This is a genomic window from Catenulispora acidiphila DSM 44928 (assembly GCF_000024025.1).
Taxonomy (GTDB): Bacteria; Actinomycetota; Actinomycetes; order Streptomycetales; family Catenulisporaceae; genus Catenulispora; species Catenulispora acidiphila.
In genome coordinates this window covers 7494392-7514612 of record NC_013131.1, presented here as the reverse complement: position 1 = coordinate 7514612, position 20221 = coordinate 7494392, and the positions used below count along the sequence as shown (strand labels likewise).

Annotated in this window: 16 protein-coding genes and 1 pseudogene; 11 read left to right on the top strand and 6 right to left on the bottom strand. The window is 69.1% G+C overall.

All coding sequences use genetic code 11. From position 1 onward, the window contains the following. Positions 1-255 (bottom strand): annotated as a pseudogene (locus CACI_RS54430) (AfsR/SARP family transcriptional regulator); the annotation flags it as partial. A gap of 292 nt (positions 256-547) precedes the next feature. Between CACI_RS54430 and CACI_RS32290 the strand changes: the two are divergent. Next, the gene (locus tag CACI_RS32290; RefSeq protein WP_015795097.1) at positions 548-1081 is read left to right on the top strand and encodes a peptidase inhibitor family I36 protein; all 534 of its coding nucleotides are present in this window, start codon (positions 548-550) and stop codon (positions 1079-1081) included. 172 nt (positions 1082-1253) lie between these two features. Further along, complete coding sequence (locus CACI_RS32285; RefSeq protein WP_143765463.1) at positions 1254-2042, top strand: hypothetical protein; 789 nt, start codon at positions 1254-1256, stop codon at positions 2040-2042. Positions 2043-2105: 63 nt separating this feature from the next. Here CACI_RS32285 and CACI_RS32280 read toward each other — a convergent pair whose 3' ends face one another. Then, positions 2106-3323 (bottom strand): hypothetical protein, encoded by a 1218-nt coding sequence (locus tag CACI_RS32280; RefSeq protein ID WP_143765462.1) that lies wholly within the window; start codon positions 3321-3323, stop codon positions 2106-2108. Between the two features lie 358 nt (positions 3324-3681). Between CACI_RS32280 and CACI_RS32275 the strand changes: the two genes are divergently transcribed. The 4 genes from CACI_RS32275 (at position 3682) to CACI_RS32260 (ending at position 9409) form a co-directional block, all read left to right on the top strand. Beyond that, a complete protein-coding gene (locus CACI_RS32275) occupies positions 3682-4302 on the top strand; it encodes a hypothetical protein (protein WP_015795094.1) in 621 nt (206 codons plus the stop codon). Between the two features lie 224 nt (positions 4303-4526). Beyond that, complete coding sequence (locus tag CACI_RS32270) at positions 4527-7514, top strand: AfsR/SARP family transcriptional regulator (protein ID WP_223297304.1); 2988 nt, start codon at positions 4527-4529, stop codon at positions 7512-7514. A gap of 278 nt (positions 7515-7792) precedes the next feature. Next, positions 7793-8047: a lipase chaperone gene (locus tag CACI_RS32265; RefSeq protein ID WP_015795092.1), complete on the top strand. Its 255-nt coding sequence runs from the start codon at positions 7793-7795 to the stop codon at positions 8045-8047. A gap of 105 nt (positions 8048-8152) precedes the next feature. Further along, a complete protein-coding gene (locus CACI_RS32260; protein ID WP_015795091.1) occupies positions 8153-9409 on the top strand; it encodes an FxsB family cyclophane-forming radical SAM/SPASM peptide maturase in 1257 nt (418 codons plus the stop codon). Positions 9410-9544: 135 nt separating this feature from the next. Here the strand turns inward: CACI_RS32260 and hrpB are convergent, their stop codons facing one another. The 3 genes from hrpB to CACI_RS32245 are packed head-to-tail and all read right to left on the bottom strand — an operon-like array spanning position 9545 to position 13457. Continuing rightward, positions 9545-12133, bottom strand: coding sequence for an ATP-dependent helicase HrpB (gene hrpB / locus CACI_RS32255; RefSeq protein WP_015795090.1), 2589 nt, complete (start codon positions 12131-12133; stop codon positions 9545-9547). Positions 12134-12160: 27 nt separating this feature from the next. Further along, positions 12161-12493 carry an SDR family NAD(P)-dependent oxidoreductase gene (locus tag CACI_RS32250; RefSeq protein WP_015795089.1) on the bottom strand — a complete coding sequence of 111 codons (333 nt, stop codon included), beginning with the start codon at positions 12491-12493 and terminating at the stop codon, positions 12161-12163. A 34-nt stretch (positions 12494-12527) separates the two neighbouring features. After that, on the bottom strand, positions 12528-13457 hold the full coding sequence (locus tag CACI_RS32245; RefSeq protein WP_015795088.1) for an NADP-dependent oxidoreductase: 930 nt from the start codon (positions 13455-13457) through the stop codon (positions 12528-12530). A gap of 124 nt (positions 13458-13581) precedes the next feature. Between CACI_RS32245 and CACI_RS32240 the strand changes: the two genes are divergently transcribed. Next, the gene (locus CACI_RS32240; protein ID WP_015795087.1) at positions 13582-14064 is read left to right on the top strand and encodes a MarR family winged helix-turn-helix transcriptional regulator; all 483 of its coding nucleotides are present in this window, start codon (positions 13582-13584) and stop codon (positions 14062-14064) included. A 388-nt stretch (positions 14065-14452) separates the two neighbouring features. On the opposite strand, the gene CACI_RS32235 is transcribed toward CACI_RS32240, so the two are convergent. Beyond that, positions 14453-15040: a sigma-70 family RNA polymerase sigma factor gene (locus CACI_RS32235; RefSeq protein WP_015795086.1), complete on the bottom strand. Its 588-nt coding sequence runs from the start codon at positions 15038-15040 to the stop codon at positions 14453-14455. 119 nt (positions 15041-15159) lie between these two features. On the opposite strand from CACI_RS32235, the gene CACI_RS46340 reads away from it, so the two are divergent. From CACI_RS46340 to CACI_RS32215, 4 genes are all read left to right on the top strand, one after another. Continuing rightward, a complete protein-coding gene (locus tag CACI_RS46340; RefSeq protein ID WP_015795085.1) occupies positions 15160-15561 on the top strand; it encodes a nuclear transport factor 2 family protein in 402 nt (133 codons plus the stop codon). A gap of 340 nt (positions 15562-15901) precedes the next feature. Next, positions 15902-16738, top strand: coding sequence for a GntR family transcriptional regulator (locus CACI_RS32225; RefSeq protein WP_015795084.1), 837 nt, complete (start codon positions 15902-15904; stop codon positions 16736-16738). Between the two features lie 105 nt (positions 16739-16843). Next, complete coding sequence (locus CACI_RS46335; protein WP_015795083.1) at positions 16844-18586, top strand: glycosyl hydrolase family 18 protein; 1743 nt, start codon at positions 16844-16846, stop codon at positions 18584-18586. Positions 18587-19444: 858 nt separating this feature from the next. Further along, positions 19445-20203: an AfsR/SARP family transcriptional regulator gene (locus CACI_RS32215; protein ID WP_015795082.1), complete on the top strand. Its 759-nt coding sequence runs from the start codon at positions 19445-19447 to the stop codon at positions 20201-20203. Positions 20204-20221: the final 18 nt, after the last annotated feature.

Sequence of the window (20221 nt, the reverse complement as noted above, 5' to 3'; positions counted from 1 at the left end):
CGCCCGCGTTATCAGCTGACGGCCGGTCGTGTCGCGCATCAGCCGGCGCAACCGCAGCACGTAACCGCTGACCAGCTTGCGCGCGCCGGCGGGCGGACGTTCACCCCACAGCTCATTCACGAGGCAGTCGGCCGAGACCACCTGGCCGGGTTTGAGCAGCAGCGCGGCGAGCAGCGCACGCCACTTGGAAGCGCCGATCGCGCTCCATTCGTAGCCGATACGGATCTCCAGCGGCCCTAGGACGCGAAAGCGCATGGTCAGCCCCCCAACTGTGCACCCCGACGCGGCCCCGTCCGTGAACGAATCAGGACAGACGCGCGAATCTGGATTATAGGCGAGGGAAGCGAATCAGGCGCCTGAGATTTGTGCCGATTCGACGCGGCTCAACCACGGCTCAGACACGACTCAGACATGGCTCGGACCGGACTCGGACGCATGCCGAAACCATGGCGGCGCCGAGGCGACCCGCGGGGCGTACGGGTGGACCACGGCACCGGTATCGGTGCGCCGGAACGACTTGTCCACGCAGTAACGAAAGGACTTGACGATGTTTCGTACCATCCGCCGCGTCTTCGGCAGCGGTCGCAGATCACTCGTCATGGCAGGCGCAGTACCGGCGGTCGCGGCCATGGCGTTGCTCGCCGCGCCGTCGGCCTCGGCGTCGGCCTCGTTCTCACCCGCGGCTCCGGCCGGCCTCACCCAGCCGGCGCCGGTGAAGCCCGGCGCTGTGCACCCCGACGGCTACTCGTCGTGTCCGGCGAGCTACCTCTGCTTCTGGGTCAACGCCGGCTTCAGCGGCGCCATGGGCAAGCTCTCCGGGAGCAACACGAACTGGACCGCCTTCAGCCAGTCGACGTGCCAGACCAAGACCTGGAACGACTGCGCTTCGGCGCTGTACAACAACGGCAACTCCGACCAGGCCCTGGTGTGGGAGGCCGCCGGCTACGCGGGCGGCTACGCGTGCGTCGCGCGAGGCACGACCATGTACTCCAACCTCGCCAACTGGACCTACGCCGACAATTCGCACAGCATGAACGACTCGATCAGCAGCAACGACTGGACCACCAATGCGTGCACGTGAGCGCGCGGTAGGTCCGAAGGAAGGCCGGCGGGGTTAGGCGATGGACTGCCAGCGGCGGGGCGCGCGCACGCGTAGCGCCGTACTGATACTGGCCGTGCTGGTCACGGTGGCCGGCTGCGCGAGCAGCCGGCCACCGCGGCCAAGCGCGCCGCACAGCGCGGGCGGCCCCGAGGTGGCGGCGGCAGGTTCCGTCATCGCCACCGATGCCTCATCACTTCAATGGACCTGGGACCTGACCCGCGCCGAACAGACACTCACCGCGCAGTGCATGCACAGCAACGGATTCGCCTACACCGTGCCCGACGTGGGACCCGAACCGAGCGCGCAGACCATCACCGCCACCTCACTGGGCAGCGGGTATCCGGCGACCTATGGCGTCACGCCGGAATCGGTCAGCAACCGCGACCCGAGCGATCCCGGTGCCACCCTGCCGAGCTACGCCGAGGCACTCGAAGGCTCGCCGGCGGACAGCGGCACCCTGCCGCTGCCAGGCGGCGGCCACGTCGACTACCAGACCGGCGGATGCGTCGGCCAGGCACGCTCGACGCTGTTCGGGAACGTGCGGGACTACGTCGCGTCCGCCTACATACCGCAGGTCGTGCGGAGCCAGTTCGGCCAGTACCTGACCACTTACCAGCCCTACGTCACCGCGCTGAAGGGCTGGCAGGCGTGCATGAAGGCCGGCGGCTGGGACTACGCCAACCCGCAGGCGGCGATCGCCGCGCTTCAGGCGTCGGTCCTGCACGGCACCAGCGCGACCGATCTCGCCACGCACGAGACCGCGATCGCCGACGCCGACACCGCCTGCGACGGCCGATCGCACCTGCGGGCGAGCACCGAACAGGCGCTCACGCTGTTCCTGGGTTCGCTGCCGACGCAGACGGTGGACGAGCTGCGCGCGGTGGCCGCCAGCCGCGTCGCGGCGGGTCGCGCGGCCGAGCGAGCGATGGCGGGAACGTAGGGTCCTGATTCGTCCGAAGCCGAGGTCGGCCAGGTAACCCGTCTCGGCCCTCTGGACGCACACCTAACGGTTCTCAGTAAGTTGCTTCACCAGTTCCGCGAGCGTGGTGGTATCGCCGACGACGGCGCTGCCGATGGACTCGAAGATCTCGATCTCAGGTTGGGCATCTGCTACGAGGACTCCTGGGCGGAGCACCGGGTCATAGCGGTAGCCGTGCCGGACGGCGAGGCCGGGGATGAAGGCTTCGAGCAGTTCGCCGGTCGTCGAGACGGACGTCAGGCTCTCGGCCGAATACTGCTCCATTCCGTGCGTCTTGGACAGAATGGCTGCGAGTTCGGCGCTTGTCAGGCCATCCCATCGCGCGGCGAGCTCGACGCCGCGGCCATCCGCGACGAGGGCGACCACATCGGCCGGAGTCGCCTCGCGGCCGAGCGATTCGCCTGCCACAGCAAGGATCTTCTCCCGGATGCGGTCGTAGTCGTAGCCGGTCGCGTCGTCCGGATCGACGTCGATGGCGGCCACCAGAATGTCGACGTCCTCATCGTTGAGGGCTGCGACCAGGGGCACGCACTCTCCCGGGATCGGCGGGTCCACCAGCGACCGCAAGTGGACGGCCCAGGCGGGAACCGGCTGGGCCGCGGCGAGCAACCAGTTCCGGTAGAGGTCTTGCAACGGCTCAGCGCCGGTAACCAGGTAGTACGGTGCGAACCTCACGAAGTGCTCGGTGATGGCCTTCGAGCGGGCCAGTCCGTTCTGGGCGTATTTCTGGGAGCCGGCCAGCGCGGCGGCGGCCCGGTCGGCGTGGCGAGCCAGATCCGTGCGGACCTCAGCGCTGGCGTCGAGGAACTTCCGATAGCGCCGGCCCAACGGCGTCGTCGCCCCGAACAGGTCCAGCCAGTCCTGGAAACTCTGCGCGCTGCGAACGACCGCGTCGGCGAGCGCCGGATGCGGCTCGCCGAGGGCGGCCATGGTGTACGCCAGCACGGCCTTGAGCTCGACAACCGGCAGACCCAGGAGGAAAGGAGCGCCGACGTACAGGATCATGTCGTCCGCCGTGTCGCCGGAGATGGCGACCTCCGCATAGGGGCTCACCAAGACGGTCGGCGGCACGTCGACATGGATCGCCCGAGCGATCTCGCCCACCACGTCCGTGAGCCCGACAGTCTCGGGTGCGTCGGCCGGTACGCCGAGCATGTGCTGGTCCACGTACATCGCGGCCTTCAGCAGCCGCTTGAGCCGGAACTGCCCCATGCCGCCCGCCGGTTGACGCTTCTCGGGCACAAGTTCCCCCACTGAGTTATCAAGCCTCGCGCCACGCTCTGGCCCCGCACCTCACTCTGGCGTCGCAACATACACCCACCACACCGCCGTATCGGCTCCGAGCTAGAGGACAGAGCCGGACGCCATATGGCTCACACCCGATAGTGCCTGTCTGTCCGAGCAAGCCACGCGGCTGACCCAAGCCGCGAGAAGACCAGTGTGGATCTGCGTGATTGCGCCGATGTCTAGGCAGGGCGGGGTTCGGCAGCGTTGTTCTTCTGCATCTGACACGGCGAAGCCGCGCTCGAAGCGGCGAGCGATGGCGCTGCGCCCTCAGTCTTTGGCTTTGGATAAAATAGATCGAAGGGCGGTACGGGCTGTGACGCAAGCCGTGTTCTTCGCCAGAAGTGGCGAAAGTGTGAACGCGATTCAGGTCTCATCGACGCTGTCAATGACGGTCGGCGTTGTGGCGATCGTGGTGATTGGTGTGACCGCCGTCGCTCTCACCCTGCTTTGGCGGCGGCTCAGGCGGGCGGCGTCCGAACATTCCGAGCTGATTTCTCGTGCCAACCTGAGACTGCGGGCTACCGTCGGACCTGCGCAGAGGCGCGAACTCAGCGGACTGCGACTGCGGTTGCTGGAAGAGACGAACCAGACGCGTCGGACGATCGAATACGCCCAGGGGAATGGCTCGGAATTCAGAGAGTTGTCAACGCTGTTCGGCCGCATCGAATCGGTCGTCGTGGGCTTGGATGCCCAACTCGGTACGCTGCGCCGCGAGCCGGGTGTGGACTTGGTTGCCTCGGCGCTTCCCCAAGCGAGGATGCGAGTTGATCAGGTGACGGCCGCGGCACGGAGCATCCGAATACAAGCATTGGCGCTGGACGGTCCAGGGTCCCCCAGCGACGTGGAGCTCCGCAGGCTGGTCACCGACATCGACGGGGAAGCGCAGGCGTTGGCTCAGTGGCGTGCGACTTACCGTGAGCTGGCAGGCGGCTAAGGCTGTTGCGCGACACTTTCGCCCAGCGCCGCCCGCAGAACCCCGGCTCCGAGCTGCCGTTCAAGTACTGAACCGGCTGATCAGACAGGCCAGTGTGTTGACAAGCCCGCGCCCCCTGGGCTCGGGCGGCCGGCTGCGATACTGGATCACCGGTCTGCGACGATCGGTCGAAGTCCAGGAGTCTCGGGGGCGACGCTATGACGACTTTTTCGATTCTCGGGCCTGTGGAGGTGCGGGTCGATGGTTACCCGGTGAGCGTTCCGCGGCCGCGTCGGCGGGCCGTGCTCGCCTACCTGCTGCTGCATGCGAATGACCGGGTGGAGACCGAACAGCTGATCGGTGCGTTGTGGGACGCCGAACCGCCCAGAACGGCGCGGGCACAGGTGCATTCGGCAGTTTCGGCTCTGCGGACCGGGCTGCCGGGGACGCTCGGCGAAGGCCTGGTGTCGCAGACCAGTGGCTACCGGTTGACTGTCGCCGCCGATCAACTCGACCTGACGCTCTTTCGCCGGCTGACAAGCGCGGCGAGAGCGCAGATGGCGAGCAGACAGTTCGACACCGCGGTGGGGTCGCTGCGTGCGGCCCTGGCATTGTGGCGGGGCGCGGCGTTGGCGGGGGTGGAGGCGCCTTTCGTCGAGCCGGCGCGCACGCGGCTGGAGGAGGAGCGGTTCAGCGCGTATGAAGCGCTGGCCGATCTGGAGATGGCAGCGGGTCGGCACGTGGATCTGGTGCCGTTGCTGACCGGATTGCTGAACGAGTACCCGACCCGGGAGTCGCTCGTGGAGCGGCTCGCCCTGGCCCTGTACCGGGGCGGGCGGAAGACGGATGCGCTGGCTCTCGTGCGAAAGCTGCGGACCCTGCTCGCCGAGGAATACGGCCTCGACCCGGAGCGCAGCATCGTGGAGCTGGAAAACTCCATGCTGCGAGGGGATCCGGCTCTGGAGCATCAGTGGCCTGCGATGTCGGCACAACCACTGAGCCGATCCGAAGCGGGTGCCGAAACCGGTGCCGCCGCGGGCGCCAGGCCCGGGGCTTCGACCACCGGGGCCGCGCCGGCCGCGCCCGCCGCGCCCACGCTCACCGTCCCCACTCCGGTCCCCACTCCGGTCCCCACTCCGGCGCCCGTTCCAGTTCCGGCCGCACGCACCCTGCCCCGGCCCGCCCAGCTGCCCCGCGCCAGCGCGGGCTTCGTCGGCCGCGCCGCCGAGTTGAGCCGCCTGACCCGGCTGCTCGGCTCCGACAACGATTCCCCCTACATCGCCGTGGTCACCGGGCCGGCCGGAGTCGGGAAGACTGCCCTGGCCCTGCTGTGGGCACACCGCCAGGCCGACGCGTTCCCCGACGGACAGCTCTTCGTCGACCTCCACGGCTACGACCGCATCGAGGCCGAGAACGCCGACAGCGTGCTGGAGCGTTTCCTGCTCGCTCTGGGCATCCCGGGGCACGACATACCCTCGGGGCTCCCCAAACGCGAAGATCTGTTCCGCTCGGCGGTGGCCAACCGCCGTATGCTGCTGGTTCTGGACAACGCGCGGGACTACCAGCAGATCAGCCCTCTGCTTCCGGGTTCAGCACTCAGCCGCACCGTCATCACCAGCCGTGCGCGCATGGGCAGCCTCGTGGCCGACACCGGCGCACTGACCGTCCAGCTCGGCGTACTGCCGCTGGATGAATCAGTCGAAGTACTCGCGCGCATCGTCGGGCCCGACGCCGTTGCCGGCGCGCCCGATGCGTCGCGCGAGCTGGCGCGCCTATGCGCAGGACTCCCCTTGGCATTGCGTATCTCGGCAGTCCGCTTGCTCGAGGAATCCACCGCCGGAATCGCCGGCCTCGCAGCCGAGCTGACGTCCGAAGAGCACCGCCTTTCGGCTCTGGATCTGCTCGACGACGGCCGCACCGTCTCCCAGGCCCTGGAACACTCGCACCGCGGGCTCTCCGCCGAACAGGGCCGCCTGTTCCGCCTCCTGAGCCGACACCCCGTCGGCACCGTGAGCGCGGCCGCAGCGCATGCTCTCGCAGACCACGGCGAGCTGCGCTTCGCAGCGACGCACGCCACGCAGCGCCTGTTGCGTGCGCTGGAAGCTGTTTACCTGCTTGACCAGAGCACTGATGGCTACCAGATGCACGACCTGGTTCGGCTGTACGGTCGCAGCCGCCGGGAACCGGATGACGACGCCGCGTACGGCCGCGTCATCGACTGGTACATCAGCGTCGCCGCCGCGGGGTTCGCCGTGCTGGCCCCGACGCAGCCGCGGCTGCCCGCCGACGTCACACACCGGTTGACCACCTCCGACGCGGAGCCCTTCGACGGCGAAGCAGCGGCCCTGGCCTGGTTCGAAGAACAGATCGACAACCTCGTGGCGGTGCTCAGGCACGCCGCCGAACGCGAAGAGCACCGTGTGGTGTGGCAGATCGCCGTCGGCGTCAGCCCCTATCTGCTGCGCCGCCACCGTTTGGACGCCCTCGTGGAAACCCAGCGGCTCGGTGAGCGGGCAGCCCTCGGCGCGGACAACCCGCCGGCCGCCGCCGTGCTGGCGAACAACCTCGGCATCGCGTACGCCATGCGTCAGGACCCGCAGGCCCAGGAACCTTTCGAGCGGGCAGCGGCGATCCACCGCGCGCTGGGCGACCGTCGCCGAGCCGCCGGGGTCATGGCGAACCTCGGCAGCCTGCGTTACGGCCTCGGCATGCTGTCGAAGGCCGCCGAGACGCAGCGCAGGAGCCTGGAGGAGTTGCGTGAGTTCGGGCACAGCCAAGCGCTGTCCGCCGCGCTCGCCAACCTCGGATTGACGCTGAGCGATCTCGGGCGGCACGACGAGGCCTGCAAGCTGTACGCCGAGGCCATAGATGTCGCCGAGGAATGCGGCGCAGCGCAGCGGGCCGGGTACGCGCGCAGCCAGCTGGCGTGGGTTCTGCTGCGAGTCGGCCAGGTCGACGAAGGGCTCGCGATGAGCCGCGCCGCCCTGCGGTACGCACAGGATCAAGAAGACGCGCTGCTGCTCGGCCGGATGCAGGACCAGGTGGGGATCGGCCTGGCGATGCTAGGGGCTTGGCCGGAGGCCCAGGCGGCCTGGCAGCAGGCTGTGGAGACGCTCGACGGCATCGGCAGCCCCGAGGCGGAGGCTGTGCGGGCGCGCCTGCGAGCAGAACCGGAGGCTCTGCCGGTCGTCGGTCCGGACGGAGGCCTGATCACACCGATACGCAGCCGGTGACGCCGAGGCGCGGAGCATCGGTGAGTGGCAGCGCCGGCGCCGCTGCGCGCCAGGCCTGGGCAGATTCCATCGCACCTTGATTTCCGTTTTCCATTCTTGCCTGAGCGTTGCCCCCGACGCGTGGCGCCGCACGGCGCATAGAAGACGAACAGAGAATGAAGAGAACCGTGATCCACGATGGGTAGCGCAGCCGAGCCTGCCCGCTGCTGCGATGTCGGGCGAGGTGAGCACACCGTTTCCACCTAGGAACCTGTCAGGGCCCTGAAAAGGAGTAAGCAATGTCGGAGACCAACGGTCGTACGACCACTGTCCACAAGGTCACCCGAATCGCCGCCGGCGCGGTCGCCGCCGCCGCCGTCGTCGCCGGGACGGCCTCCATGACCGGTGCGGTCACCGCCTCGGCCCCCAGCACCTCGACCGTCCGCGTGGCCGCCGCCGCCGCTCCGGCGCACAGCGCGCTGGCCGCCGCCCTCGCCCAGGTCGCCAACCAGAACTCGCTGGTGACCCCGAACATGAACCACAACCGCCTCTAGGGCACGGCTTGAGTATCCAGTCCGTCACGCTGTGATCCGTGCCGGGCCTCGGACAGGGATCTGCCCGCGTCCGAGGCCCGGCTCTCCGAGGCCGAGAGAGGCACCGTGATCCACCTACCGCTGCTGAACGCGGACGTCCCGGCGACAGCCGAGTGGCCCGACCGGTCCGTGGTCGAGGCCGCGCTGGCCGACCCGGCATGGCATCCGCTGCCGTTCACCCACTACATCATCAAGCTGCACGGCCGGTGCAACCTCGCGTGCGACTACTGCTACATGTACGAGATGGCCGACCAGAGCTGGCGGGGAAAGCCGGTGGCCATGACCCGGGCGACCGTCGAGGCCACAGCCGCGCGGATCACCGAGCATCTCGAAGCACACCGGGACGAGGTGAGCGAGGCCGTCATCTCCCTGCACGGCGGCGAGGCGCTGCTGGCCGGAGCCGAAGGCCTCGACTACGCAGCCGGAGTGTTCCGGGCAGCCGTACCAGATGGCGTCTCCGCCCAGCTGACTTTGACAACGAACGGGGTGTTGCTCACCGATGAGCGGATCCTGCGAGTGCTGGAGCAGCACGACATCGCCGTGACGCTCAGCCTCGACGGCGCCCGGGAAGCCCAAGACCGGCACCGCAAGTACGCCAACGGCCGCGGCAGCTACGACGCCGTCATGGCCGGTGCGGCCGCACTGCGCGCGCACACGGCGCCCGAACGGCTGCGGAACGTGCTGTGCGTGATCGACGTGGCCAACGACCCGTTGGAGACCTACGCCGAACTCGCCGCGCTGGGCGCTCCGCAGATGGACTTCCTGCTGCCGCTGGGGAACTGGGAGCAGCGACCGCCCGGGCGGGAATCGGACGACGACTCGACGCCATACGCCGACTGGCTCATCCCGATCTTCGACCTCTGGTACTCCACGATCCCCATGACCACCTCGGTCCGGCTGTTCGACGGCATCATCCGCCTCGCGCTCGGCGGACACGGCAGCTCCGAGACCATCGGCCTGGGAAGCTTCCAGTCGCTGGACATCGACACCGACGGCTCGATCGAGCTGGTCGACGCGCTGAAGTCGACGTTCCAAGACGCTCCGGCGACCGGACTCGACGTGTTCGGCAACGCCTTCGACGACGCGCGCCTGCACCCCGGAGTCGTGGCTCGACAGCGCGGCGTGGAGACCCTGTCGCCGACCTGCCAAGCCTGCGCGCTCCGAGAGGTGTGCGGCGGCGGCGAGTACAGCACGCGCTACCGGCGCGGGACAGGGTTCCTGAACCCGTCGGTGTACTGCGCAGATCTCAGCAAGCTGATCAGCCACGTCCGCGACCGGGTCGTGGCCGACGTCGCCGCGCTGGCGGCGGCCGCCGGTGCTTAAGGCGATCCGAAGGGGTGAGCACCATGCGGAGCACGCGGACGATCCTCCGAGTGGATTCCGGTCATGTTCATGAGCAGTAGGACGAACCTCGACCATCGTCCGCACGGTATTGGCGGCGTGCGGCGAGCGCATGGACTATTTGCGATGGTTGAGACGCCGGGTGGGTTGGGCAGCGGTGGGGTCCTCGGGCCAGGGGTGGCGGGGATAGCGGCCGCGTAGGTCGGCGCGAACGGCGCGGTAGCCGTCGCGCCAGAAGGAGGCGAGGTCGCTGGTGATTGCGGCGGGGCGCCCTGCGGGAGAAAGCAGGTGGATCGTCAGGGTGACTCGGCCGTCGGCCAGTTGTGGGGCTGCGTCCCAGCCGAAAAGCTCTTGGATTTTGACGGCGAGGACGGGGCGGTCGGCGGAGTAGTCGACGCGGATTCGGCTGCCGCTGGGGACAGTGATGCGTTCGGGGGCGAGTTCGTCCAGACGCCCGGCGGCGCCGCCGGTCCAGGGCAGCAGTCGGGTCAGAGCGGTTGTCGTGGGGATGCGTTCGAGGTCGGCGCGGCGGCGGGCGCGGGAAAGTTCGGGCTCCAGCCACTGGTCTGCTCGGGCCAGCAGGGCCTGGTCGTCGACCTGGGGCCAGGGCTGGCCGAGAACGCGGTGCAGGAAAGCCAAGCGTTGGCGTAGGGCGGTGGCCTCGGCCGGCCAGGTAAGCAGTTCGCTGACGGTCTCAGTGGCCAGACCTTCCAGCAGGGCGGCGCGCAGGAGGGCGGGAGCGGGGGCGGCGAGGGGTTTGGTGGTGAGTTCGATCGCGCCCAGGGATTGGACCCTTCTGGCCGCGACCTCGCCTCGGCGCGACCCGGCGGGAACGGCCCAGCGGACTTCCTCACGGTCGGTGAACAGGGGCGGCGCGCAACGCCGGGCGGTGGCCTCGTCCAGTACGGCGGCCAGCTGGACCCTGGCGGCGGGCGATCCGGCCGGCCGGTCGGCGATTGCGACGGCGATCCACTCCGCGCCGGACAGGGCGGAGCCGGGCGCTGTGTCGGCGGCGGTGCCCGAGGCCATCAAGTAGGAGGCGCGTGCGCCTGGTTCGGGCTTCGCCGAACCCGTACTCGCGCGGGCCCGCGCGATGCGTTCAGGGAAGGCGAGCCCGACGACCAGACCGCCCGCCGCGGCACGGCTGACCGCCGACCGGTCGTTGCCGGCGGACTCGATGTGGCCCAGCAGCCGGCGGACCTCGTCGCGCCAGTGGGCGGCATAGATGCTGTGGCCGGCCGCGGCAGCGCGGTGGACGGCGGCCAGGTCGTCGCCCAGCGCGCGCGGGGGTTCCTCGGACAACAGCGCCACCAGTTCGGCCGCCTGGCGGGCGCCGACCAGCGCGGCACCGTCCAGCAGGGCTCGGCCGAGCCGCGGGTGCAGGCCGGTGCGGTTGATGCTCACGCCCCGCTTGGTGACGCGGCCCTCGGCGTCGACGGCGCCCAGGGCAGTCAGCACGTCGCGGGCGGCGGCCATCGCGCCGTCCGGGGGGAGGTCGAGCAGTGCCAGGCCGCGGGCTCCGGGGGAACCCCAGCAGGCGGCCTGGAGCGCGAAAGAGGTGAGGTCGGCCTGCATGATCTCGGGGGTCGGCATGGCCCTGGCCCTGGCGTCCTCGAATTGCGCCCAACAGCGGTAGACCGTTCCGGGGGCCTCACGTCCGGCGCGCCCGGCGCGCTGACGTCCGGTCGCCAGCGACGCCCGGACGGTGACCAATGTGGCCAGGCCGCGGGAGTGGTCGGTGCGCGGTTCCCTGGCCAGACCGCAGTCCACGACGCTGCGTACCCCCGGCACGGTCAGCGAGGACTCGGCGACGGAGGTGGACAGCACCACCCGCCGACGGGCGCCACTGCTCAGCGCCGCCTCCTGGACAGCGGACTCGGCCCGCCCGTGCAGCTGCAGCACGTCCACGCTGTCACGCAGCCCAGCCAACATCTCGGCCACCCGGCCAATCTCACCCGCGCCGGGCAGGAAGCACAGCACGTCCCCTTCGCGTTCGCGCAGTGCGCGCCGCACGGTCGCGGCGACGTGGTCCAGCAGCGCGGGATCTACGCGCAGCCCTTCCGGCGCACGCACCGGCCGGGAAGGCGGCGACCAGACCACCTCCACCGGGTGCTGGATCCCCTCGGATTCCACGACGGGCGCAGGGATCTGGCCCGCCCCGCCCAGCAGCCGAGCCCAGGCGTCGGTGTCGGAGGTCGCCGAGGCGCAGAGCACCTGCAGGTCGGGGCGCAGGGTGGCCCGGACATCGAGGAGGAAGGCCAGCGCGGTGTCGGCGTCCAAGTGCCGTTCATGGCACTCGTCCAATACGACAGTCTCGACGCCGGCCAATTCCTGGTCGCGCTGCAACCGTTGCAGCAACACCCCGGTGGTGACCACCTCGACCACAGTGCGCGGCCCGGCCTTGCGCTCACCACGCACCGTGAAGCCGACCCGCTCACCCACCGGTTCACGCAGCAGCCAGGCCATCCGCCGCGCCGCAGCCCGAACCGCAAGCCGACGCGGCTCAGCAACCAGCACCCGCCGAGGACTGCCCGTTTCCGCATCGAGCCCGGCCTCCGGCACCAGACCGGCCAAGACCAGCGGCACCAACGTGGTCTTCCCGGTCCCAGGCGGGGCGGCCAGGACGGCAGTCCCGCGCCGGTCCAGGGCACGCCGGAGTTCAGGAACGGCGCCGCGGACAGGAAGGTCGAGCCAGGCGGGATTCACGCCGCCAGTCTCGCCGATCGGACGGCGTCAGCGTGAGCCGACTGCGCTGGGAAGCCCCGTTCCGAGGGTGCGACCGACGCACACAATGTCCCTGACACCGCCAGCAACCACGCCCGCCGGAGCCGCTATTTCGACGTCCGGTTCGACGAAGGGCGCGGTGCCGCCGCTGTCGTTGATCTCTGCGATCAGTTCGTCTCCGCGCTCATGGGAGCGGCCGGCCACAACGACTTTCGCGCCTTCCTTGGCGAACAGCCGCGCTGAGGCCCGGCCGACGCCGGGATCGGCCGCGCTCCGGGCGTGATGCGGCATGCGGTCGAAAACGTAGAGTCGGCCGTCTGGGGCGGCAATCTGGGCTGGCATCCGCCGGATGCCAGCGTCCGGTGTGGGTGTGCGGTCAGGGGGTGATGACCGTCTTGCCGCCCAGAGTGCCTTGGTCGGCGCGGGCGTGGATATCCGGCAGTTCGGCCAGTGGGCGACGGTTGGCGATGTCGATGCGCAGGGTTCCGGCGGCGGCTTGGGCGAGGAGGTCGGCCAGCTGGGCGGCGTCGCTGCGCACAGCCATCCGCACCACCCGCACACCGCGGCCGGGCTCGGAGGTCGGTGCGGTGGTGGCGGTGACGAAGACCCCGCCGTCGGCGGTCAGGGCGGCCAGCGCGTCGGTGTCTTCCGGGGTGGTGGGCGCCAGATTGAGTACGACGTCGAATGTACCCTCGGCAGCCTGGTGGACCGGAGTGGCGGTGTAGTCGATGACGTGGTCGGCTCCGTGGCCATGGACGCGGTCGGCGCTGCGCGGGGCGGCGGTCGCGGTGACTTCCGCGCCGGCCTGGTGGGCGTACTGGACGGCGTAGCTCCCGACCGCGCCACCGGCGCCGTTGATCAGGACGCGCTGTCCGGCGGTCAGGCTAGCGTGTTCAAACAGGGCCTGCCAGGCGGTCAGCCCGACGGCGGGCAGTGCTGCGGCGTCGACCGGGTCCACGCCGTCGGGAATCGCGGCCAGTACCTCGGCCGGGGCTAGTACGTACTCGGCCGCGGCACCAGCGGCGTTGAGCGGCAGGAAGCCCGCCACCGCCGCGCCGACGTCCCAGCCGGTCACGTCCGCGCCCAGGGCCGCGATGGTTCCGGAGACGTCCACGCCTGGGGTGTGAGGCAGCTCTAGCGGGAGCATCTCGCGCAGGTATCCCGCGCGCAGTGCCGCGTCCGCCGGGTTGAACGAGGTCGCGACGACTTTGAGCAGCACTTGGCCGGGCCCGGGATCAGGGGTCGGGACCTCCTCCAAGACCAGCTGGGTGTGGTCGCCGTAGTCGTGGTAGCGCACTGCCTGCATGTCGTTCTCCGTTCTTGGGCCGGTGGCCGGTGGGTTGCGCACCGACAAGTGTTTCCAGTTAGAAACACTTCTTGAACGGTAACATGCTTCCAGATCGAAACAAAGAAGCGGAAGGAGGAGTCACATGGCCCTGGACGAGCGGCGCACCGAGGCGTACTTCGCGCTGATGGAGGCCGGCGGCCTGTTGCAGATGCTGATGGAGGACCAACTCCAGCGCGACGGCGGCCTGAGCTACCTCCAGTTCTTCCTACTGGCCCGTCTCGCCCAGGCACCGGACGGACGCATGCGGATGACCGACCTGGCCGACACCGTCATCCACAGCCGCAGCGGCCTGACCTATCAGGCCGCGAAACTGGAGACCGCAGGACTCCTGCGCCGCGAATCCTCACCACACGACGAGCGCTCAGTCACCGCCGCCATCACCGACCAGGGCCGGGAACTGCTGAACCAGGTCCTCCCGGGCCACGTCGCCATCGTGGAACAGGGCATGTTCGAGGCTCTCGACGATCAACAGACCGAAGCCCTGGCCGACGCACTCGAAGCCGTCCGCGACCGGCTGCGTGTGCTCGCACCGTCCTCAGCCCAGCGGCGCAGAAACCGCAGCTGACCGTCTCCCGCCATCCCCTTACTGGCTGACTCTCTGAACCCGCCGCTCGATTGTGGCGAAGGTGTGAGTTCGCGGGTCAAAGTCAGAAGGCTCGGCGTTTGAAATAGCCCGGACGGGTGGCAGACGGCCCCGATTCCGGGGTGGAAGCGAGAAGGTGGCGCGGCAAAAAAACGGACCGCCACCATACGGACTTCGTACGGCCGTCATCACACCGTCATCACACGGGGTCGTTTCGACGACTTTACGGCTCGAGTCGAGTCGAGTTGCCCCGCCCGGTCTGGTGGCGCCAAGGAAAATGACCTTGCGGCCGAATGGAGTCGCAGCGGTTCCGCCTGACCAGAGTGGGCGAGGTCCTCGGCAAGGGAAGTATCACCGGTGGGCGCCCTGGTCAGGTTGAGGCGCAGGTACTGCCGTAGCCGACCAGGTCACCGCCCAGGGCGGCTGCGGCCAGGAAGCGGTCGGTGGTTGCCCGGTGCTCGCCTGGCGTAGGCCGGAACCGTGGGCGACGCGCTCGGATATGTCGCCGGGCCCGGTAGGCCATCTGCTGGACCGCTCGTTCGGTGCGCCCGACGATGGCTGCGATTTCCGCGTGCGAGAAGCCGAACACGTCGTGCAGCAGGAACACTGCGCGCTCTGTCGGAGCCAGGGTCTCCAGAACCACCAGAAGGCCCGCCTCTACTTCTTCGACCGGTCGGAGTCCGACGCCAGGTCCGGCCGCTGGCGTGTCCGGCAGACCATGGGCAGCGTGCACTTCTCGGCGTGCCCGTATGCGGCGAAGCTCATCGATCGCCTGCCGGGTCACCAACCGGAACAGATACGCACCGGGGTCCGCAACCGAGGCGTGGTCCACCCGGCTCCAGCGAAGCCATGCCTCCTGAAGGACATCGTCGGCATCTGCCCGGCTGCCGAGCATCCGGTACGCCGCTGCCGAAAGCGTGGCCCGGTGTTTCTCGAACAGCTCGCCCGCCCTATCCATCACATCCTCCTAGACCTCATCAGTAAGACGGCTCAGCAGGCTCCGGCGTCACGCGTGACGCCGACTGACCCGAATACGTCTACCCAGTGGTTACCGACCACCGACTCGAAAGGCATGCCATGACATCGACGCTATCCACCGAAGAGAACCGGCGGCTCGTCCTGGAGGCGGTCTCCCGCTTCGGTGCGGGCGACATCGCCGGCTTCACCGAACTGCTGGGTGAAGGGTTCGTCTCACACAACCCGCGCGTGGCACACGACCCCTCGGCACAGTCCGGGCGCGAGGCGTTCGCGGACTTCTTGAGCGGACCCGGCAGCGCACACCTGCGGGACGCGACCGTAGCAGCCAAACACCTGCTTGCCGACGGAGACCTGGTCGCAGTGCACACCCACGTGGCCACCCCGAACGGCGACCTTGCCACCGTCGACATCTTCCGGGTCGACGGTGGCATGCTCATCGAGCACTGGGACGTGGTTCAGCCGATACCCGACGAGGTGCTCCACCCACACGGAATGTTCTGACCTGTCCTGGTCGAAAATCCTGATACTCGCGCTGGGCTGGGCTTTCATGCCGCGGGTTGGTCGTAGGCGTTCATCCTGGGCGCCTGCGGGGTGGTGAGCAGGATCTCGACGCCGATGGGTGCCCGGCCTGCTCCAGATCGCCAGCCGACTCCCGTGCCATCTGGGTGGCCCAGGCGCCGGTCGGGTGGTCGGTGACACCCAGCAGATAGGCGCGGCGGCTTTCGATCTCGATGACGGCCTTCTTTACCAGTGACGCCCGGTGGTTGACCAGTGGTCGCGGCGGAGGGAGGATCAGGGCTGAGGTGCGGGCACGGAGCGACGGGAAGGGATCGGGGGCAGGGTGGCGGTCGATGCGGTAGGGGGCTTCTCGAAGCGGGAGCGGATCCGTGAGCACCTGCTCGACCTGGTCGAGACGCTCGGTCCGGGAGGGGCGATCCCGTCGGAGCGGCGGCTGTGCGACCAACTCGGCGTCTCGCGGCCCACGGTCCGCGCCGCCGTGGACGACCTGGTCCGGGACGGTCTGCTGATACGCCGGCACGGCCAGGGGATGTTCGTGGCACAGCCGAAGATCGCCCAGAACCTGGTCGGCGCGGGCTCCGCGCGCCACGCGGTGGCAGGCGTCGACGGGGTCTGGTCCAGCCGCACCGTCGGTTTCCAGGAGACCGGGGCCGGCGCGCGGGTCGGCAAGTTCCTGCGGCTGGCGCCGTCGGCGCGTGTGCTGCGCATCAGCCGCCTGCGCTTCGTCGACGCCGAGCCCATGTCCCTTGACACACTTCACATCCCGGCGGAACTGGTCCCCGGTCTGACGGCTGGCGATCTGGAACGGCACTCGTTCTATGACCTGCTGGAGAGTCGTTATGGGATCGGTGTGGCCACAGCGACGCAGACCATCGAGCCGACGGCCCTCAACGCCGACGAGGCGGCGCTGCTCGGCGTGCCGGAGTACGATCCGGCGCTGCTGTTCGAGCGCGTGACCGAGGACGAACAAGGTCGCGTCGTGGAGTTCGCGCACGCGGTCTACCGGCGAGATCGGTACCGGATCGTGTCGCAGCTGACTTTGTCAAAGGACCGTCGGCGGGGCCGTGTGCTGTCCGGCGCGTGGTCGACCGCGGCGGAGCCCGTGGGCGTGGTGATGCCTGCCGATCCTTTCTTCGCGGCGCCGGTGACCGGGCACTGAATATCTACCCTGAATGCGTCACCTGTGAGGCGTGCGTCGGCTTCCGCCGAGATTTCTTCGCCGCAACTATTGACCAGTGGTATTTACCAGCGGACCATCCCCGGTATGACATCACCCCCCACCCTGTACCGCACTGGCGTCAGCGGCGTCGTGGCCTTGTCACTCGCCGCTGTCACCGCCGTCGCAGGATCGATGCTGTTCGCGCACTCCGCGACGGCGGCACCCACCCTGGCCGTCACGGGCTACGCCGAGGAGGGCACCGCCAACAGCGCGATTGACGCGAGTGCGGCGGCGATGGCCACTGTCGGCGTCGACGGCATCAACATAAACTCCGCCGGTACCAGTGCTCCGGCGCCGGACGCCGGGGCGACCTCCCTGCTTGCCAAGGCGCACGCGGACAACCTGCGAGCCGAGTTCTTGGTGGGCAACTATTCCAGCTCGATCGGCGACTTCGACCCCGCCGCGCTGGACAGACTGCTGAGCTCGCCGAGCAACATCAACAGCGTGGTCACGACCGTGGTGAACGCTGTGAATTCGCAAGGCTGGGACGGCGTCACGATCGACTTCGAGTCGATCCTCGGCCAGGACGCCCAGGGCCTGGTCGATTTCAGCACGGCACTGAAGCAGGCGATGCCGGCGGCCAAGACGGTCAGCATCGACGTCACGGCATACCAGACCGCCGCCGAGTACACCGCCAACGGCTACAACCTCTCGGGTCTGGGCGGCGCCGTGGACCGGATCGCGCTGATGGCGTACGACGAGCACGGCCCGACCTGGAACGGCGTGGGCCCGATCGGCGGGCTGCCGTGGCAGGAAGCATGTTTGCGGCAGCTGCTCACCCAGGTCCCCGCCGCCAAGGTCGACCTCGGCGTCGCAGGATACGGCTACACCTGGCCGAAGACAGGCACCGGCAGGCAAGTCAGCGACGCGCAGGCCCGGCAGATGGTGGCGGGCGACGGGTCGACCGCGACCTGGGACAGCACCCAGGGCGAGTGGACCGCCACCCTGAAGAACGGCACGGTCATGTGGTGGTCCGATGCGAAGTCGTGGCCGCTGCGGGCCACACTCGCTCAGAAGTACGCGGTCCACGGCATGGCGCTGTGGTCGCTGGGCCTGTCCGACCCGCTCCCGGTCACCGCTCCGGCCAATGGCTTTTCGGTGGCGGCGAGCCCGGCGTCGGGCTCGGTGGCGGCCGGCGCCTCGTCGACGTCGACAGTCAGCACCGCGGTCACGTCCGGTACCGCGCAGTCGGTCGCTCTGACGGCCGGCGGTGTGCCCGCCGGCGCGAGTGTCTCGTTCTCCCCGGCATCGGTGACCGCGGGTTCGTCCTCGACGATGACGGTGACGACGTCCTCTTCCACACCGGTGGGCACGTATCCGATCACGGTGACCGGACGCGCGGCATCAGGTAGTCACACCGCGACGTACACACTGACGGTCACCACCGCGAGCGGTTCCACCGTCTACGAAGCGGAAGCTTCCTCCAGCGTCCTGGCCGGCGGCGCGAAGGTCGTCACCTGCGCGGCGTGTTCGGGTGGAGCCCGGGTCGGATACCTCGGCGGCACCGGCACGCTGACCATGAAGAACATCACCGTGGCCACCGCGGGCAGCTACCAGGTCACGATCGCGTACACCAACGGCGACACCGGCAACCTCCGGATCATGCTCAGCGTCAACGGTGGCGCCAACGCCACCTTCACCGGCGCGCCGACGACGAACTGGGACACCCCCGCGACCGGCACCATCACTGTGAGCCTGGCGGTCGGAACCAACACCATCCTGTTCAGCAACACGGGAACCACCGGCGACGTCCCCGACATCGACAAGATCGCCGTGGTGTCCAAGTGAAAGACCTGCACTGTCGGGCCGTCGCAGCGGCCTGATCGAAGCTGAGGGCAGCCTGATCCGGGGACGCCGGGGACCTCCTGGAGTGAGGTCACGGCGGCGGTGCAGGATCAGGAGCGGCGAGTCGGCGCTGACCGTGTATCGCGAGGCGCCGGCTCTGCGCCGCGAGACGATCTTCGGACACACCTGTCGACCTTCCGGCCGCGCGCCGCGTCCTGCTGAGCAGTGACGTGGTGAGCGGGGGGAAGCTTGCTCCGAACGCCGCGGTGCGCTTGGGGACCGGGTTTAGGGCGAGTGCGGCGCCGGACAGCTCTACAAACGCTATGCGGATGGTGGGGAAGGCCGGCTCGGTACTTCGGGTGTGAATCCGGTCGTGCCAGCCAGGGGCAATCCAGGCGCGAGCCGAGACCAAATGATCGTCGTGTCCCGATGAGGTCGGCGGCTGCTTCGCACAGCTCGGCGATGCTCTCCTCCGATCCGCCCACGGGTCGCCGACGCCTCGCGCAGGCTTCGCGCAATATACCGGAATAAAAGCGGACTGCTTTAGGGAGGTGGCGTGAAACAAATGCGAAACAAAGGGTTCCGAGTCATCAGGGCAACCCCGGACCGCCGCGCACCGCTGGGTGGCGGCCATAGCGCGTGACGCCCGGCTCGCGTGCCACTTCGCGCCCCAGACACCCCCTTTGGGCAGGCTTGCGACCATAGCAGAGTACTGCTATGGTCACTCGCTGTGGTGGGTGTGTCCGGATTGTGAAATTGAAGCCCAATGGGCTAAGCATCCGTTAAAGCGGTGAACCCGCGGTAGCCACGGGGGATTCCGGAGTACGCCCGCACTATGAGTTCTGGAGGGGGAGAACCTTAATGCGTGTTCGCATGCTCGGAGCCTTCGACGTCATTGTCAACGGCGAAACAGTGGTGCCCGCGGGGGCCAAACCGCGCACCGTGCTGGCGTTGCTGGCACTGAATGCCGGCCGGGTCGTCACCGGCGAGGCCCTGATGAACGAGATCTGGGACGGTCGTCCGCCGCGCAGCGCGCGGACGACGCTGCAGACGTACATCCTTCACATCCGCAAGGTGTTCGCGCAGGTTTCGGGGATGAGCCTGCGCGAAGTCGCCTCCTGCCAACTGGCCACGCACGCCGACGGCTACCGTCTCAGCTGCGCGGCGGGTGACAGCGACCTGTTCCGCTTCGACACCCTGAGCTCCGCCGCCAGGGAGGCCATGGTCCAACGGCGCTTCGCCGAGGCCGGCCGCATGTGGCGCGGCGCGCTGGAACTGTGGTCCGGCAACGCCTTCGGCGGCATCGTGCCCGGCCCGGCGCTCCAGGCCGAGACCCGCCGTCTGGAGGAGGCGCGGCTGCAGGCGATGGGCCTGCGCATCGAGGCGGACCTCCAGGTCGGACGGGTCGACCAGGTCATCGGCGAGCTGGTCTCGCTGACCCGGCGGCACCCGTTCAACGAGTCCTTCCACGCCCAGTACATGCGGGCCCTGTCCCAGTCCGGCCGCCGGGTCGAGGCCCTGCGCGCCTACCAGGATCTGCGCAGCGTGCTGATCGACGAACTCGGTCTGGAGCCCGGCGCCGAGGTCCGCGAGGTCCACCAGGCGATCCTGGCCTCCTGACCGGCGTCCGCGCCCGGC

Excerpts from the sequence above, each read along its gene's own strand:
- CACI_RS32240 (WP_015795087.1), top strand. The coding sequence starts at position 13,582 with ATGGCCCTGGACGAGCGGCGCACCGAGGCGTACTTCGCGCTGATGGAG.
- CACI_RS32265 (WP_015795092.1), top strand. The coding sequence starts at position 7,793 with ATGTCGGAGACCAACGGTCGTACGACCACTGTCCACAAGGTCACCCGA.
- CACI_RS32250 (WP_015795089.1), bottom strand. The coding sequence starts at position 12,493 with ATGCCAGCCCAGATTGCCGCCCCAGACGGCCGACTCTACGTTTTCGAC.
- CACI_RS32290 (WP_015795097.1), top strand. The coding sequence starts at position 548 with ATGTTTCGTACCATCCGCCGCGTCTTCGGCAGCGGTCGCAGATCACTC.
- CACI_RS32215 (WP_015795082.1), top strand. The coding sequence starts at position 19,445 with ATGCGTGTTCGCATGCTCGGAGCCTTCGACGTCATTGTCAACGGCGAA.
- CACI_RS46335 (WP_015795083.1), top strand. The coding sequence starts at position 16,844 with ATGACATCACCCCCCACCCTGTACCGCACTGGCGTCAGCGGCGTCGTG.
- CACI_RS32245 (WP_015795088.1), bottom strand. The coding sequence starts at position 13,457 with ATGCAGGCAGTGCGCTACCACGACTACGGCGACCACACCCAGCTGGTC.
- CACI_RS46340 (WP_015795085.1), top strand. The coding sequence starts at position 15,160 with ATGACATCGACGCTATCCACCGAAGAGAACCGGCGGCTCGTCCTGGAG.
- CACI_RS32235 (WP_015795086.1), bottom strand. The coding sequence starts at position 15,040 with ATGGATAGGGCGGGCGAGCTGTTCGAGAAACACCGGGCCACGCTTTCG.